This window comes from Chitinophaga sp. W2I13 (assembly GCF_050434005.1).
Lineage (GTDB): Bacteria > Bacteroidota > Bacteroidia > Chitinophagales > Chitinophagaceae > Chitinophaga.
Map to the genome: position 1 here is coordinate 2,678,820 of NZ_JBNPWD010000001.1, position 15,574 is coordinate 2,694,393.

Consider the following 15,574-nt stretch of genomic DNA (forward strand, 5'->3'; position numbering starts at 1 on the left):
TGAGATTTGCGTGTTTTTCAATTGTGCAGGGGAACGCCGGAGAATTTTGGCAGGATTCATTCTAAACGCTCTGCAAATTGTTAATGTTTCACAACGGAATCTGGTCGGCGACAAGAAGAAGAATTTCCCTCAAAAATTTCTTGGTATAAAATGTCGGAATAGGGGTAAAAAAGGAGAAATTGTTAATAAATCAGGGAAAATTCGGCTAAGAAACTAAAGAGAAAGCTGAATTTCTTTTGGAAGATTTGTTAATAGATGGGGAGTCCATCAAAATTTCATTGAAGGAAGAAAAAAGCTCAAGAATGTGTGGAAAAATAGCGGTAAAAGTGTGTTTTTTCCGGAAAATGCTCTTTTTGTTATAAAATTTTCTTGGTTTTGGGGATAAAAACGAGAAAAAAGTAGAGGAAAACTAAATTTCCTCTACCCAAATATGATCTGCTTCTGTTTTTCTAAGTGACAAATTATAGCCAGCCACCATAATTGAAATCGGATCTCCCAACGGGGCAATTTTTTCAATTTTTACTGTTTCACCTGGTACGCAGCCCATTTCCATCAGTTTAATATGAAGATCGTCTTTTGCAAATTCTATAATGATCGCGCTTTTTCCTGTCGACAGGGACGATAGTTTTATAATGCCTTTTTTCATTTCCTGCTTGTTAATCTGTTTAAACTTAGTACCAGCACAATGGGGAGCATACTTATGAATGATAAGCAAAGTTACCGCTGTATAGCCAATATGCAAAAAGAAAGGTCATCCAATCCAAAATTTCACTTTACTTTTACATCCACATAAATTTTTTCAGTATAGATGGCTATTCAGTTTACATCGCACGAGGTAAAGGATTATTTAAAAGAAAAGAGGAAGCTAAAGGTGTTTTTAAGTGATCTTTTTTCTGCAGAAGGACAGGGATTGGAGAGTTTACACTACGTTTTTTGTTCAGATGCTTACTTGTTGGAGATCAACAAACAGTTTTTGCAGCACGACACGTATACGGATATCGTAACTTTTGAAATGGGGGAGAATCCGGCCATTACAGAAGGTGAAATATACATTAGCGTGGATAGGGTGCTGGAGAATGCAGATAAGTTTAAGGTACCGGTAGCCCAGGAGCTGCACAGGGTTATTTTTCACGGTGCACTACATTTATGTGGTTTTAAAGACAAAAGTAAAAAGGACGCTGTCCTTATGAGAAGTAAAGAGGATGAGTACCTGGTAAAGTATTTCGGTAGTAAATAGGCTTTTGAGCCTTACAATGTTTCACGTGGAACATTCATTGTTTGGAATCGTTGGAGATGATTAACCTGGGCGTTATAAAACCTGGGATCCTGCATATAGCGTTATTACCCGTGGTATACTTCTCGGATACTTCTCAGTTACTTAGGAGTAGCGTATGTGTCGCACTCCCCATATAGTCCCCATATAGTCCCCATATAGTTCCCATATAGTTCCCATACACTCACAATACACTCCTCATACACTCATAATACACTTCCCATACACTTACAATACACTATGCCCTGTTTTATACCGAAAAGAACCTTACAGCTCAGGGTGGTTATACTGGAATAACTTTACACCCCCAGCGTCGAACACAGATTTAGCTTACAATGTTGCTTTTCGGTGCAGTAATAGCTTTACAGTAACAAAGTAACCAAGGCTTTCGTTTTGATTTTCCATTTTTTATTCAAAGGTCCTTGAATTGGATTGCATTTTTGCTTGATGATCCTGTTTAAAGTTTACTGTTTAGGTTTTAAGTCCTGAAATAAGTTTACAGTGTGGGTTGTAAATCCTGTATTTGGTTTACAGCACTAGTTTTCGTTTGGCCTGGACCTTCGATATAGCGGGGAGAAGGAAGGGATATTGACTGGGGTAAGAGGCATTTGGTTATATGTTTGTACAGTACAGCCAGGACAACATTGTGTTACTGGATATTATCCACTAGGGAAGTGTTGTGCTTATAAATCTTTTCAATTTTTCTGCATGTAGCATTTTGGGAGGGGATTCCCATTTAGGGTTATGGGAATGAATAGGCTTGGAATCAAGTAAAACGATTTCCTGTTTAATATTGCGAATGGTGCCGTTAATCTTATTCCGGCAGATATTCTGTTATGGTGTTCATAAGCAAGGACAGAATTCTTTACATTTCATGAAGTGCCTCCAATAAAAGATTTACTATAAGAAAGAACAAATTTAGATGTTCCACGTGGAACATCTAAAAAGGGATTTATTTAAAAACCGAGCTTTGATTTGTAAGGTTTAAGAGGTGGGGCGTAATTCACAAGGGGGAACCGGCGTATAATAAGCATGATAATGCTGTTTCTTTCTTTATCTGGGCTTTTGATTTCTATCAAGTCATATGATGATCTATGCATGCCGTTTCAAGTGAATATGATATCGCCAGATTGGTTTTAGATTATGGCTATAGTGGTAATGCTCATGGGAGGTAGGCGCCGCTGCATTTTCTTCAGCCGTATTTGTTGATGGTGAGACATTTGGTACTCTTTACCGAATTTAGTGACACGGGACCTTCAATTCTTTTTCCAAAACAACCAAGTGATGTTAACAAGCTTTGGAAGAATAGGGACATTCTTCTTATACGCAGCTCTGCTGAATATCATTTGATATTCCATGCCTGTGAGCCAATTTAGGACTGCTATTCCAGCTTTACCTATAGATGTTGTTTGAGGAATCTGTTGATAATACCAGAAGCAAACTGAGGCTTTAGCATTTAGTTATGCAGATTGAAAAGGCATAGAATTTAGATAATGGAGAGAAACCTAGGATGCCCGGTTTCCTGGAGTTTATTTTCTGCCAGCCGGCTTGTTATCACAGAATTACTATTGAGCAACTTCTCCATGTTAAGAGTAGATTTATCTGCGTAATAAATGATGCAGGAGAGCAGCATTTACAGATTTATATAACTGAGTTTCTATGACAGTGGATGGACTTTGAGCCGGGGTGTCAAGTGTATTCTTAATTGCTTCTTGCATTTGTATCAAGAAACTGCAAGAGCTACAAACAATGATAGTGCTTTGGATTCACTATTTGTTGGAGTTTTCTTAAAGATATAGGTACCCATCACCCGGGAAGCAATTTTCATTTCCGGAGGAAGTGTTTTACAACTTAAAGAGATACTTCCCGCAGTGGGATTCTCCAGTGTATTATTATGCGAGGAGAGAGGATTTGAATAAGTGTCTAAAGGGAAAGACTAAAGAGATAATTAAAATCGATGAAAAAAAGAGCGTATTCGTCATCATACTTCTGATGTTTACCGGATCTTCTAATAGGTGATTCATAACTAATGAAAAGGTTTTGAATCAGGATAGCATCCTTTTCTAATGGAGAACTTTACATCTCTTGCCGGCTAATTATGTTCCACGTGAAACATTAACAGGATAAAAGAAGATGCTAAGAATGAGCTATTGAATCCTCTACGGAATGTTCCACGTGGAACATTCACATTGGCAACCACATTCTCCTTTCTTCTACGTAATTTTGCACTTTCTAAAGTTATTATGTTTCCATCATACGATATAATTGTTGTAGGCGCAGGACACGCAGGTTGTGAAGCCGCTGCCGCTGCTGCCAATATGGGGTCCAAGGTTTTGTTGGTAACCATGAATATGCAAACCATTGCTCAAATGAGCTGTAACCCCGCTATGGGGGGCATTGCCAAAGGACAAATTGTAAGAGAGATAGATGCGCTTGGAGGATATTCCGGGATAGTAACGGATCAGTCTATGATCCAGTTCCGTATGCTCAACCGGTCGAAAGGCCCCGCTATGTGGAGCCCCCGTACGCAAAATGACCGCATGCTTTTCGCTGCAAAATGGAGGGAAGCACTGGAAAAAACACCGAATGTGGACTTCTACCAGGATATGGTAAAAGGCCTTTTAGTGAAGGATGGAAGATGCCACGGCGTTGTTACCGGACTAGGCCATGAGATCCAGGCGAAGGCGGTGGTGCTCACCAACGGGACTTTCCTCAACGGTGTAATCCATATCGGGGATAAACAATTTGGCGGTGGCAGGGTAGCAGAAAAAGCGGCCACGGGCATTACAGAACAACTGGTTTCCCTGGGTTTTGAAAGCGACCGTTTGAAAACAGGTACACCTCCACGTATTGATGGAAGGAGCCTCGATTATTCAAAAATGGAAGAACAGAAAGGGGATGAAGAGATTGTTGGATTCTCCTATTTGGATGTCGAAAGAATTAAACCCGCAAAACAAAGAAGTTGCTGGATTACCTATACCAGCGATGCCGTACATGAAATGCTCCGTACTGGTTTTGACAGGTCGCCCATGTTCCAGGGACGTATCCAGGGAACAGGTCCCCGTTATTGCCCCAGCATTGAAGATAAAATAAACCGCTTCGCAGAAAGAGAACGCCACCAGTTATTTGTGGAACCAGAAGGCTGGGACACCGTGGAGATTTATGTAAACGGATTCTCTACCTCTTTGCCGGAAGATGTGCAAATGAAAGCGCTTCGCCTGGTACCAGGATTTGAAAACTGCCGGATGTTCCGGCCGGGATATGCCATTGAATACGATTTCTTTCCACCAACCCAGCTTCAGTTCTCCCTGGAAACCAAGCATGTTCAAAACCTCTTCTTTGCCGGGCAGATTAACGGCACTACCGGATATGAGGAAGCTGCATGCCAGGGTATCATGGCGGGCATAAATGCCCACCTGAAGGCCCGGGAAGAAGCACCTTTTGTGTTGAAAAGAAGTGAAGCATATATTGGAGTGCTGATCGATGATCTGATTAATAAAGGCACCGAAGAACCTTACCGTATGTTTACCTCCAGGGCAGAATTCCGCACCCTGTTACGCCAGGACAATGCCGACCTGCGCCTGACAGAAAGGAGCTATAAAATGGGGCTGGCCTCTGAAGAAAGAATGCAGAAGGTGCAGGAAAAAAGACAAGGCGTAGAACAAATTAAGCGCATCCTGAAAGAATTGTCCATAGAGCCGGACGAAATCAGCGGACTACTTGCAGAGAAATCATCTGCTCCGTTAACCCAAAAACAGAAAGCGCACCAGATTTTATTACGTCCGGGACTCGATATTTTTGCCATGAAAGACCAGGTGGAAAAAATAGGACAGGCACTCGCCGGATTTAGTAAGGATATTTTGGAACAGGCAGAAATCCAGATCAAGTATGATGTATACATTGAAAAGGAAAATGAACTGGTGCAGAAAATGAGCCAACTGGAAGATCTCGTGATACCTTCCAATTTCGATTATGCAAAACTGGTTTCATTGTCGAACGAAGCAAGACAGAAATTTAATAAAATTCGTCCGCATACCCTTGGCCAGGCAAGTCGCATTAGTGGAGTTAATCCAAGTGATGTACAAATCCTGATGGTTTATATGGGACGATAAAAATATAAAGCTTTTATAGCGGGTAGTGTTGTTCTTACAATCTGCCCGTTTTTTTTTGGTTTATCACCGGGCACAGACAAAAAATGAGCAAAAATGCCCGAAAATCGACCTTCAGAAACGCGGTAAATTTTAATGATCTCTTCTTTGATGGATATAAGTGTTAGAAAAGGGGTAAAAGGGATAAAAACGGCTAAAAATGCATGTTTTTGAACCAGAACTTTATTTTTCCGGAAAAAGCAACCTTTTTTGATTTTCCACCGTATCTATCTTCAGCCTGGAGTTTATTTAAACAATTATTCCCTGACAAAAAAATAATAGCACCTAATACCAAAAGCAGGTAAGAATATTTTTGTGCATGAGCTGAATAATATTAATGAAGTGATTGCCGGTTGCTGCAGAAAAGAACGCAGCAGTCAGGAAGCGTTATACCGGAACTTTTTCGGGTATGGACTCAGCATTTGTTTGCGATATGCACAGAACAGAGATGAGGCAGTTGAAATTATGAACGACGGATTTCTTAAAATATTCCAACACATTGAAACATTCGATACCTCCCGGCCTTTTAAAACATGGCTGGCCAGAATTATGGTGAATACCGCCATCGATTTTTTAAGAGGTAAAAAGAAACTGGTTTTTACTGATGATATTAACCAGGTACCGGAACCAGGAACGGATGAAAAAATTATTGACAAACTATCCTATGATGAATTGCTGAAACATGTACAGGCTTTGCCTCCGGCTTACAGAACTGTTTTCAACCTGTATATAATGGAAGGCTTCCAGCACCAGGAAATAGCAGGTATGTTGCGAATCTCAGAAGGAACTTCCAAATCGAATCTATTTAAAGCAAAGAAAATACTGAAAGAAAGAATTATTAAAGCATCCATGAGCACTGCTGATGGAATAGACATAAATATGCCCTTATACAAAAATGAATGACGCGTTTGAAAATAGTATCCGTAATAAGCTGAATGAAGCTGATATTCCTTTTGACCAGGATGCCTGGAAAAAAATGGAATCGAAGCTTGGTGCAGGAAATAATAAGAAACGACCAGCAGGCTGGTGGTGGCTGTTGTTATTGCCTGTGCTGGGTGGTTTATGCTGGTGGATCATGCAACCATCAGCAACGGATAAAGCAGTTTCACGTGCAACAGTAGATTCCACACAAGATCAACAAGCGCATACCATCACAACAAACGGACAGCGTATTGCCACGCCGGATAGCAGTGCAGTACAACTGCCCGGAACAAGAACAATTACGTCAACAGCAACAAAAACGCAGCAAAACAGCGACTTATCATCAGGTAAACAGCTACCAAAAACAAATACTACGACAGAAAATTCCGCCCAACAGCAAACAATTTCCCCGTCAGGAATCCATCTGCCAAAAACAAATACAACAGCCGTAAACACCGGCCGTCAGCAAACCTTTTCGCAGACAAACACCTATCTGCCGAAGGCAAATAAAACAACAGGTCAGGATATACCGGAAAAAACAACTACACCAGATATTACTGCTGATGCAGGAAAAGAAACAGGAAATGATAAAGGTGTACCCCCAACAATTAATCACGCCGCTTTTGATCTGCTGAAAACAAAGAACAGTAATAACTTTAACGTATATACGAAAATAGGAAGACCTGTTGAAATACCCGTAGATACTAAGTTACAGCCGGATCAGGATAAAAAACCCGTACGTCGGAAGATCAACTCAAAAGGATTGTATATAGGAGTAACTTTCGGACCAGATCTGAACGTTGCGCCCTCTTTTAAATATGGAAACGTCGGCTTTAACGCCGGTGTACTGGCGCATTATTATTTTAACCAGCACTGGTTTGTTACAAGCGGAGTTGTATACAGTAAGAAGCTATATGGCGCTACCAGCAGTGATTATAAAAGTCCTTACAACAGTTCATGGGATCCTCTTGTTAAGGTAAATGCGAATTGTGATGTGCTCGATATACCTGTGAATATAAATTATACTTTCTTGCAGGTAAAAAATAATACAGTGAGTGCTACGCTTGGTATCTCTAACTATTTTATGCTGAAAGAAAAGTATGAATATGTATACAAGTATTCTCCCGAAAAGGAAAGAACGGTAGATAATGAAAACCAGCATTATCTTGCCATACTGAATGTTGGCGCCCTTTACCAGCACCCTGCCGGAAGAAGGTTAATTGTTGGGCTACAGCCATATGCAAAAATTCCCCTGCATGGGGTCGGATTGGGACAGGTGAAACTGTACTCTGCCGGCTTATCAGTACAGTTAAACCTGGTAGGAAAAAAACGCTGATCCATCCTGTAAACAATCATTCTGCTGCGTTGTTATCATCCTGATACAATGCCTGCTGCTTTATGTGGCATGGCATTTTCTGCTTTCCTACTCAATAAAAGATTTGATTATGAGCAACAAAAAGAATAAAACCGGAAAGGAAGATCAACAACTACCTAAAAATGAAGATGATCAGTTTCCCGGATACCCCGAATATCCTGCCAGCGAAGATATCATGAATAAAAAGAACCGGGATAAAGAAGTAGACCTGGATATTAACGAGGTAACCGGCTCTTTCCGTAGAAACAGTGAATTATCGCCTGATAAAAAGAAGTCCAGGGAAAATAATGAACAGGAAGAAACCTGGCGCCAGGATAAAGTGGGAGATGACCTTGATATTCCCGGTGCTGAACTCGACGATGAAGCAGAAGCTATCGGAGAGGAGGATGAGGAAAACAATATTTACAGCATAGGAGGCGACAGACACGAAGATCTGGAAGAAGATAACGGTGAGTTCCTCGACCTGGATGAAGACAAGGATTAGGGCTTATAATAGCGGTGTAAGGAGGCGACAAACAGCGTCCATAAACCGCTTTAGAATATTGCGCCTGTTCCAGCGGGTTTCCTGAACGGGAACTGAATATAAAAGGTCTTCTTCAAACACCTTATTCAGCCGGGTAGCCACCTCTGTATCATAGATCAAAGCACCTATTTCACAATTCAGATAAAAGCTGCGGTTGTCAAAATTAACGGAACTTACCCAGGCAAGATTATCATCTATCACCATCGTTTTCGCGTGAATAAAACCACGCGTGTAAAAATATATTTTGATACCTGCCGCCAGCAAAGGTTTCAGATAGGAGAGGGCGGCATGTTGTACAATGTAGGAATCGCCTTTTAACGGCAACATCAGCTGTACATCTTTCCCCGCCAGCGCCGCCATTTGCAGCGCGGTGAGCAGCTCTTCAGTAGGAATAAAATAGGGATTAGAGATCCTGATTCTTCTCTTGGCAATATTAATAGCCATAAGAATACTCTGCATGGCAACAGGCCATTCTGAATCGGGCCCGCTGGCAACGATATCTACAAAGCAGGTACCCGTTAAATCTGACCGGCCAAAGAACGGTTCTGCAAAAGGAAATACTTCTTTACTGCAATAACGGTAACTCATCAGAAACTGCAGCTGCAGTATGTTTACCGCATCGCCTTCAATTTTCAGATGGGTATCCCGCCAGAAAGTAGGATGCTTGCCATTGTTGATGTACCGTTCATCGAGATTGATGCCGCCCACAAAGCCGACCTTACCATCTACCACGATAATTTTCCGGTGATTTCTGTAATTGGCGTTCAGATAAAAATCTACAAGCACAGGGGAAAAAGGGTATACACTGGCGCCATGTGCTTTTAACCGTTCGGGAATATCCCCGATCCGGTCGCTGCCCATATCATCGTACAGAAAACGTACCTGGACACCCTGGTTTAATTTTTCGATCAGGATGTTGGTTACTTCATTTCCCACATCATCATCTGCAATCATGTAGTACTCTATATGGATATGATGTTTCGCAGCACGCAGTGCGCTGAAAACCACCGGGAACTTTTCTTCTCCGTTGATCAGTAGTTGTACCCTGTTATTTTTGCTGAGGATAGACTGCCGCGTATTAAGCAGCATGGCTGAAATCTCCTGTTTGTTTCCTGCCAGCCGCCGGAGTTCTACCTGCATTTGTTCTATCAGTGGTTTTTGCGACTCCCAGTACCTGGAAAATAGTACTTCATCTTTACTGCCTTTCAGCGTAAACCTCCTTCTTTTGCGCAGATCACGTCCCAGGTAGTAGTAAACAATTAAACCAACAACGGGAATAAACACCAGCACCAGGATGTAACCGATAGCCTTTACCGGGTTGCGGTTTTCAAGCAGAATGGTAGCAATCAATCCGATGAAAATAAGGATCAGTAAGACGATACTGCCTATTTTGATGTAAATATGCCATTCTGCACCTGTTAGATAACCGATCAGTGTTTTCACCAGTAAAAATTATTTAAGTATTAATATTAACATGTTTCCGTTAAAATAGTTACAGGCTGCTTTTTTATCAACATGGGTACGTGTATCAATATACCAATCGTTGCATTTAACAGCGAGAAAGCCGTCATCCAGCTATTTTCGCGGGAGAACCCTCCCAGGAATAACCAGGCCAGGAAATACACGTGGAACCATAAAGGAACAATCCATGCGGCCAGCGGAAAGTAATGGCCACTGGTGCTATTTCTCCTGGCAAAACCCGTTGCTACCATTAACGACAGTAGTATTATCAAAGCAATGAGCCGATGCATACTGCTGATGCCAAATGCTTGTTTCAGTAAATCGGCCAATGGAAATAAGGATATCCACAGGGCAGCCTGTGAAAGGAGAATGGAAAGTAAAGGCAGCAATGCCTTCCATACCCGGGTGACGGCTACTTTTTCCAGCAGCCGGCCAAAGAGGGAATAGAAAAATACCACCAGCAACCAGCCATAGAAATTAGCGTATGGCACGCCGAACCATTGACCGGTAAGCGTTTCCGAAGGATAGCCCCTGCCCACCCAATCCCAGTGCCACATATGCAGGCGATAGGCTACCACATCCATACTTGCATCGATGTTCAATGCCAGCAAGCTGTCCAGCGCAGCTGCCGCCCATAACGGCAACCCAAAGTTATCTGTAAATAAACGCGACGAATAAATAATGACCGCCCAACCACAGCCAATACAAAACGGAATGTTATGCGGCGCCTTGCCCAACATGAGCCAGAATTGCCCGTACACATAGCCGCTGCTGGTGGCTACATTTACATATTCCAGCAACAACCCGAAACACAGTGCCCCCAGTAACCACGCCATATGTGCGGTTCCTTTTTTCAGGGCGTGCCAGCCGCAAATAAGCAAAAGGATATACATACAGATCTCCGTTAGCGGAAAGCAGTATCCAGGAGCATTACCATAAGGCATATTGGCGAAAGGAAGCATATCCCTGTAGTTTGAAGTATTGAAGATAATAAATCACCTGCGATTCATTTTCTTTCAAAAGAAAATGCCCTGTTTCCATCGTTACTGGAAACAGGGCATTTAAATATACGGTACTTTATTCGGCTGTTATTTCAAGGATGTTGCTGCTTAGTGATCTGCCATTGCCTGGTACCAGCTGAATGCCTTCTTTCATCAGGAAATCGCCGCTATAGAGCCTATCAAAATGATAGGAAGAATGTGTTCCCGGGAACAGGTTTATTTCGTTGATGCGGTAACGTTTCTGAGGATCCAGTCCTTGCAGTTTAACGAGTGTAAATACGTCGTTTTTTGCAATGTTCATCAGGTAGCTGAAAACAATACTTTTTTGCTGATCATCGCTGGTATACTGGAATACCGCCCTGTTTTCCTTATAGGGAGAAATAAGCCGGTAAAGATTGCCATACCACACAATATCACTGATACGCTTATACGTAGTTACTGCATCACGACTGAACTGTAATTCTTTCTCTGTAAAATCGTCCACTTTGATATCGTATCCCAGTTTGCCCATCATGGCTACATCGGTACGGAATTTCAGGGATTGGCTGCCCCAGTTGGTGATATGTGCGGCCATTGTATTGGCCGGGAAGAAGTGTGAGTATCCGTACTGGATATAAATTCTTTCCAGTCCGTCGGTATTGTCACTGGGCCAGAATTCGGTGAAGTATTTCATGGCGCCATAATCTGTGCGACCGCCGCCACCGGAGCAAAGCATGATTGGCAGGTGAGGATATTTCGTTCTTACCCTGTCGAGCACTTTGTATAAGCTACGGGTATAATCGATAAAAAGGTGCGACTGCTTTTCTTTCAGGTAAGGAGAATAGGTATTGGTTAGCATCCGGTTACAATCCCATTTGATATAAGCGATGCCCGGGTTTTCCGACATGGTTTTATCTACCACACCATACACGAAATCCTGTACTGCAGGGTTGGTAAGATCCAGCACCATCTGGTTGCGGTAATAGTTTTCAGCGCGGTTTGGCAGGCGAAGTATCCAGTCGGGATGCTTTGTATACAACTCACTTTTTGGATTTACCATTTCCGGTTCCAGCCATATACCGAACTTTATGTTTTGTTTTTCTGCTTCCTGTACGAGGTAGCCCAATCCATGCGGAAGTTTGGTGGTGTTGTGTTCCCAGTCGCCCAGGCCTGCGTTGTCTGCATTGCGTGGAAATTTATTGGCAAACCAGCCGTCGTCGAGTAGGAACAGATCTACCCCCAGTTTTTTGGCCCCGCTGAAAAGACCGGTTAGCCGTTGTTCGTTGAAGTCCATGCCGGTTGCTTCCCAGTTATTGAGCAGGGTTAAACGTGGGGAATGTCCATCAAGGATGCCGTAGTTGAGTGCCCAGTGATGAAAGTTTCTGCTGGCTTGTCCTGTGCCTTTGGCCGACAGGGTGAAGATGAATGCCGGCGTGGTGAAAACTTCGTTTGGTTTTAGCGTATAGTCGCTGGCGTAAGGATTAATACCGGAATTAATGTGGAGTGAGTTATGTTCATCTACCTCAAATCCAAACTTAAAATTTCCTGTCCAGGCTAATGTTCCGGCCAATACTTCTCCATTCTCTTCTTCAGCAGGATGATTTAATGACAGCAGGAACAGGGGCGATTGCAGCATATTGGCCCTTACGCCCAGTTTGCTGTCGAGGATTTTCATCCCGGTGGTAAGATATTGTTCCTGCATATCAGCTTCCTTTGCCCATTCGCCGTGGAATTGCGTTAACCAGTATTTATCTGCTTTCAGGTGCAACATGGAAGAGGCGTAGGCTGTTAGCTGTACCGGTTTTTTCTCGTTGTGCTTTACTTCCGTCCATGCTTTGATAATATCTTCTTTATAGTACGCTTCAAAGTGGAGGATAACGGTTACCGGGTATACGGGATCTTTAAGTGTAATGGTAGTTGCAATGATGTCATCGCTGGTTTTTGCGGATGTATAGGTATCATATTTTAGCTCCAGGGAAGGATTTCCGTCGGTGTGAACGATACGGATAGCCGGGTCTAGCAGGCTTTCCATGCCGGCGGTTATATAGGCCTCCTGTTTCCCTTTTGCAAGGGTATCCGCCATATCGGGCTGTAACTGTTGTCCAAAGTATTGTTGTATTAACCGGCCTTCCGGGTTAATGCTGTACACCAGGCTAATGTTGTGGGTAGCAATGCGGATATTTTTTTCTTGTGCAGATACCCAGTGGGTTAACAATAGAAAGCTTATGCAAAACAGTGTTCTCATGTTTTAATATTTACTAACGAGGAATAAGCGTACAAAATACAAATAAAAAGAAAGGATGTATATGGTAATTTACGGGAGACAGGTATCATTCCGGTCAGGATGTGCCCGTACAAAAGTGAACAAAAGTTGTCCGGTACCGGACAAAAATCTTTTATAAGGTTATTGATCATCAATACGTTGGGGTGCGGCATTTTTTTCGCGGGAAGAAGAAACCACTATTCATTTGTTTATGATAAAGAACTACTTTCTGATTGCCTGGAGAAATATGGCGAAGAACCGTTTTTTTGCTATCGTGAATATCTGGGGATTAGCTATCGGGATCACATTTGTATTGTTGATCGGTGCATATACCTGGGAAGAATACCAGGTAAACCACTTTGTGAAGAATAGTGACCGCATTTTTCTACTGAGAAGCAAATGGACAAATCCGGAAACAGGAACAGAGTTAACAACATTAGGACCACTAACCAAGGCACTGCAGGATAATTATCCCTCGCTGGTGGAAAAAGCTTATGCCCACGATGGAATCAATGTTGTTATTTCAGTGGGAGATAAGCATTTCAGGGAAGGGGTACAGCCAGGGGATTCAACTTTTTTTGAGATGTTTAATTTTCCGGTTGCCTATGGTGATCCGCACACCGCAATGGATAAGCCAAATGCGGTGGTGCTTACGGAGAAGAAAGCAAAGCAGTATTTTGGCAAAACAGATGTGGTAGGGAAGTTAGTAAGGATACAATCCTTCGATGGAAGGAATGATAATTTTGAAGTAACAGCTGTAATAAAAGATCTTCCTTTTAATACCATCACCAACTTTTTTAAACCCGGAAATGAAATATTTCTTTCACCCGCCAGCATACGTTATTTTGGAAGGGAGTTTGGATTTAACAGCTGGTTATCGCCCTATATTGTGGGCTATGTAATGCTAAAACCGGGTGTTACTGCTGACCAGCTCCAGGGGCCAATAAAAACATTATTGGCTACCAATACGAACGCAGAAATTCAACGTACGCTGGAGGTAACGCCGGTATCTTTGAAGAACTGGTACCTCCTTATGAATAAAGGGCTGGCGAGAAAAATGATCACCGTATTTTCATTAGTGGCATTGTTTATCCTGCTGATGGCGATTATAAATTTTGTCAATATTTCTATCGGTAATTCTTTAACAAGATTAAAGGAGATCGGTGTACGAAAGGCGATGGGAGGGAAGCGGCTGCAGTTAATATTTCAGTTTATTACCGAGTCGGTGTTAGTCGTTACTTTTTCTTTTATTGTATCGCTGGGTTTGTATTTTATAGTAAGACCTTGGTTTGGAGAGATGATCGGGAAAGATATTCCAGCGTTATCTTATTTTCCTGCCAGGTTTGCCGTGTTACCATTGTTGGTAATCCTGTTTACTGGCTTACTGGCAGGTATTTATCCTGCGTTTGTATTATCTGCGCAACCTTCTGTAACCGCATTGAAAGGGAAGTTAAAGGATGTAAAGGAGAAATTATTATTCAGGCGGTCGCTTGTAACCGTACAATTTGTGACAGCCATCGTGGTATTTATTGCTGCGATTGTAATAGACCGGCAGGTGGCTTTCTTTTTCAATTCAGACCTTGGGTATAATAAGGAAAAGTTGGTGACTGTTGCCGTGCCGCGCGACTGGACCATAGCGGGAGTAGCACATATGGAACGAATGAGGGAGGAGTTCCGGGCAATGCCGGAAATAAAAGATGCCACCTTTGCCTATGTGATCCCCGACGGGGCAGCCAGTGGCGCCAGCAGGATTTACAGGCCGGAAAATGATTCCAGTACTGCTGTTTCGGCGGTGTCACTTATTACAGATGAGCGCTACCTGGCCACTTACGATATCAAACTGGATGCAGGAAGCTTTTATAATGGCGCCCCGGAAGATTCTACCAAAATTATTATTAATGAAGCGGCGGTAAAGGCATTAGGTTGGAGGAGTGCGGAAGAAGCCATCAATAAGCCGCTGCGGCTGCATAATTTTAACCAGGTGCTGTATGTGAGTGGTGTTACCCGGGATTTTCATTTTGGGAGTCTGCATGATGCCATAGGCCCGGTTTATTTTCAGCCGGTACGGGGAATAAATATATACCGGTATTTATCGTTCCGCTTTAATCCTGGAAATACGGCGACACAAGTAACTGCATTGCAACGAAAATGGCAGCAGGTTTTCCCGGATGCTCCTTTTGATTTCAAATTTTTGGATGATAGTATAGCGCAGTTATACGATACGGAAACACAAATGCGGAAGGCTGCAAAGGCTGCCACTGCAGTATCACTGATGATTGTGTTGCTGGGGGTGCTGGGAATTGTTACTATGAGTATTGCAAAGAGGAATAAAGAGATGGGAATAAGAAAAGTACTCGGTGCATCGGGCTTACACGTCCTCCTGCTTTTTACAAAAGAGTTTTCAGGAATCATTGTTGTGTCCAATATCATTGCCTGGCCATTATCGTGGTATCTCTTACATGGCTGGCTGATGGACTATGCCTACCGGATCAACATTGGGGTATTGCCTTTCCTGATTGTGGGCTTAACCCTGGCAATACTGGTAGGGGTGATCATTGTGTGGATGACTCACCGGTTAGCGGCTATTAACCCGGTAAAGAGCCTGAGAACGGAATAATGATTATTTTAGT

Annotated in this window: 10 protein-coding genes; 6 read left to right on the plus strand and 4 right to left on the minus strand. The window is 42.6% G+C overall.

Going from position 1 to position 15,574, the window contains the following annotated elements:
- Window positions 1-409: 409 nt before the first annotated feature.
- Window positions 410-646 carry a FeoA family protein gene (locus QFZ48_RS10890; protein ID WP_429043131.1) on the minus strand — a complete coding sequence of 79 codons (237 nt, stop codon included), beginning with the start codon at window positions 644-646 and terminating at the stop codon, window positions 410-412.
- 162 nt (window positions 647-808) lie between these two features.
- Here QFZ48_RS10890 and ybeY point away from each other — a divergent pair, with 162 nt between their 5' ends.
- The 5 genes from ybeY to QFZ48_RS10915 all read left to right on the plus strand — a co-directional run bounded on the left by ybeY (window position 809) and on the right by QFZ48_RS10915 (window position 8,201).
- Window positions 809-1,237 carry an rRNA maturation RNase YbeY gene (ybeY, locus tag QFZ48_RS10895; RefSeq protein ID WP_429043128.1) on the plus strand — a complete coding sequence of 143 codons (429 nt, stop codon included), beginning with the start codon at window positions 809-811 and terminating at the stop codon, window positions 1,235-1,237.
- A gap of 2,279 nt (window positions 1,238-3,516) precedes the next feature.
- Window positions 3,517-5,385: a tRNA uridine-5-carboxymethylaminomethyl(34) synthesis enzyme MnmG gene (mnmG, locus tag QFZ48_RS10900; protein ID WP_429062258.1), complete on the plus strand. Its 1,869-nt coding sequence runs from the start codon at window positions 3,517-3,519 to the stop codon at window positions 5,383-5,385.
- Between the two features lie 351 nt (window positions 5,386-5,736).
- On the plus strand, window positions 5,737-6,324 hold the full coding sequence (locus tag QFZ48_RS10905; protein WP_370908866.1) for an RNA polymerase sigma factor: 588 nt from the start codon (window positions 5,737-5,739) through the stop codon (window positions 6,322-6,324).
- Window positions 6,317-7,678 (plus strand): outer membrane beta-barrel protein, encoded by a 1,362-nt coding sequence (locus QFZ48_RS10910; RefSeq protein ID WP_429062260.1) that lies wholly within the window; start codon window positions 6,317-6,319, stop codon window positions 7,676-7,678. The genes QFZ48_RS10905 and QFZ48_RS10910 overlap by 8 nt, the downstream gene beginning before the upstream one ends.
- A gap of 109 nt (window positions 7,679-7,787) precedes the next feature.
- Complete coding sequence (locus QFZ48_RS10915; protein ID WP_429043120.1) at window positions 7,788-8,201, plus strand: hypothetical protein; 414 nt, start codon at window positions 7,788-7,790, stop codon at window positions 8,199-8,201.
- A gap of 3 nt (window positions 8,202-8,204) precedes the next feature.
- Here QFZ48_RS10915 and cls read toward each other — a convergent pair whose 3' ends face one another.
- The 3 genes from cls to QFZ48_RS10930 all read right to left on the minus strand — a co-directional run bounded on the left by cls (window position 8,205) and on the right by QFZ48_RS10930 (window position 12,926).
- Window positions 8,205-9,683, minus strand: coding sequence for a cardiolipin synthase (gene cls / locus QFZ48_RS10920; RefSeq protein ID WP_429043117.1), 1,479 nt, complete (start codon window positions 9,681-9,683; stop codon window positions 8,205-8,207).
- Window positions 9,684-9,709: 26 nt separating this feature from the next.
- Entirely contained in the window at window positions 9,710-10,594 is an 885-nt protein-coding gene (locus QFZ48_RS10925; protein ID WP_429043115.1) for a carotenoid biosynthesis protein, read from the minus strand.
- Window positions 10,595-10,778: 184 nt separating this feature from the next.
- Window positions 10,779-12,926: an alpha-galactosidase gene (locus tag QFZ48_RS10930; RefSeq protein WP_429062262.1), complete on the minus strand. Its 2,148-nt coding sequence runs from the start codon at window positions 12,924-12,926 to the stop codon at window positions 10,779-10,781.
- A 229-nt stretch (window positions 12,927-13,155) separates the two neighbouring features.
- Here QFZ48_RS10930 and QFZ48_RS10935 point away from each other — a divergent pair, with 229 nt between their 5' ends.
- Window positions 13,156-15,561, plus strand: a complete 2,406-nt coding sequence (locus tag QFZ48_RS10935) for an ABC transporter permease (RefSeq protein WP_429062264.1) — start codon at window positions 13,156-13,158, stop codon at window positions 15,559-15,561.
- Window positions 15,562-15,574 lie beyond the last annotated feature (13 nt).

What these genes read in the sequence shown, in the direction of transcription:
- QFZ48_RS10890 (WP_429043131.1), bottom strand. Translation starts at nt 646, where the DNA reads ATGAAAAAAGGCATTATAAAACTATCGTCCCTGTCGACAGGAAAAAGC.
- ybeY (WP_429043128.1), top strand. Translation starts at nt 809, where the DNA reads ATGGCTATTCAGTTTACATCGCACGAGGTAAAGGATTATTTAAAAGAA.
- mnmG (WP_429062258.1), top strand. Translation starts at nt 3,517, where the DNA reads ATGTTTCCATCATACGATATAATTGTTGTAGGCGCAGGACACGCAGGT.
- QFZ48_RS10910 (WP_429062260.1), top strand. Translation starts at nt 6,317, where the DNA reads ATGAATGACGCGTTTGAAAATAGTATCCGTAATAAGCTGAATGAAGCT.
- QFZ48_RS10915 (WP_429043120.1), top strand. Translation starts at nt 7,788, where the DNA reads ATGAGCAACAAAAAGAATAAAACCGGAAAGGAAGATCAACAACTACCT.
- QFZ48_RS10925 (WP_429043115.1), bottom strand. Translation starts at nt 10,594, where the DNA reads ATGTATATCCTTTTGCTTATTTGCGGCTGGCACGCCCTGAAAAAAGGA.
- QFZ48_RS10930 (WP_429062262.1), bottom strand. Translation starts at nt 12,926, where the DNA reads ATGAGAACACTGTTTTGCATAAGCTTTCTATTGTTAACCCACTGGGTA.
- QFZ48_RS10935 (WP_429062264.1), top strand. Translation starts at nt 13,156, where the DNA reads ATGATAAAGAACTACTTTCTGATTGCCTGGAGAAATATGGCGAAGAAC.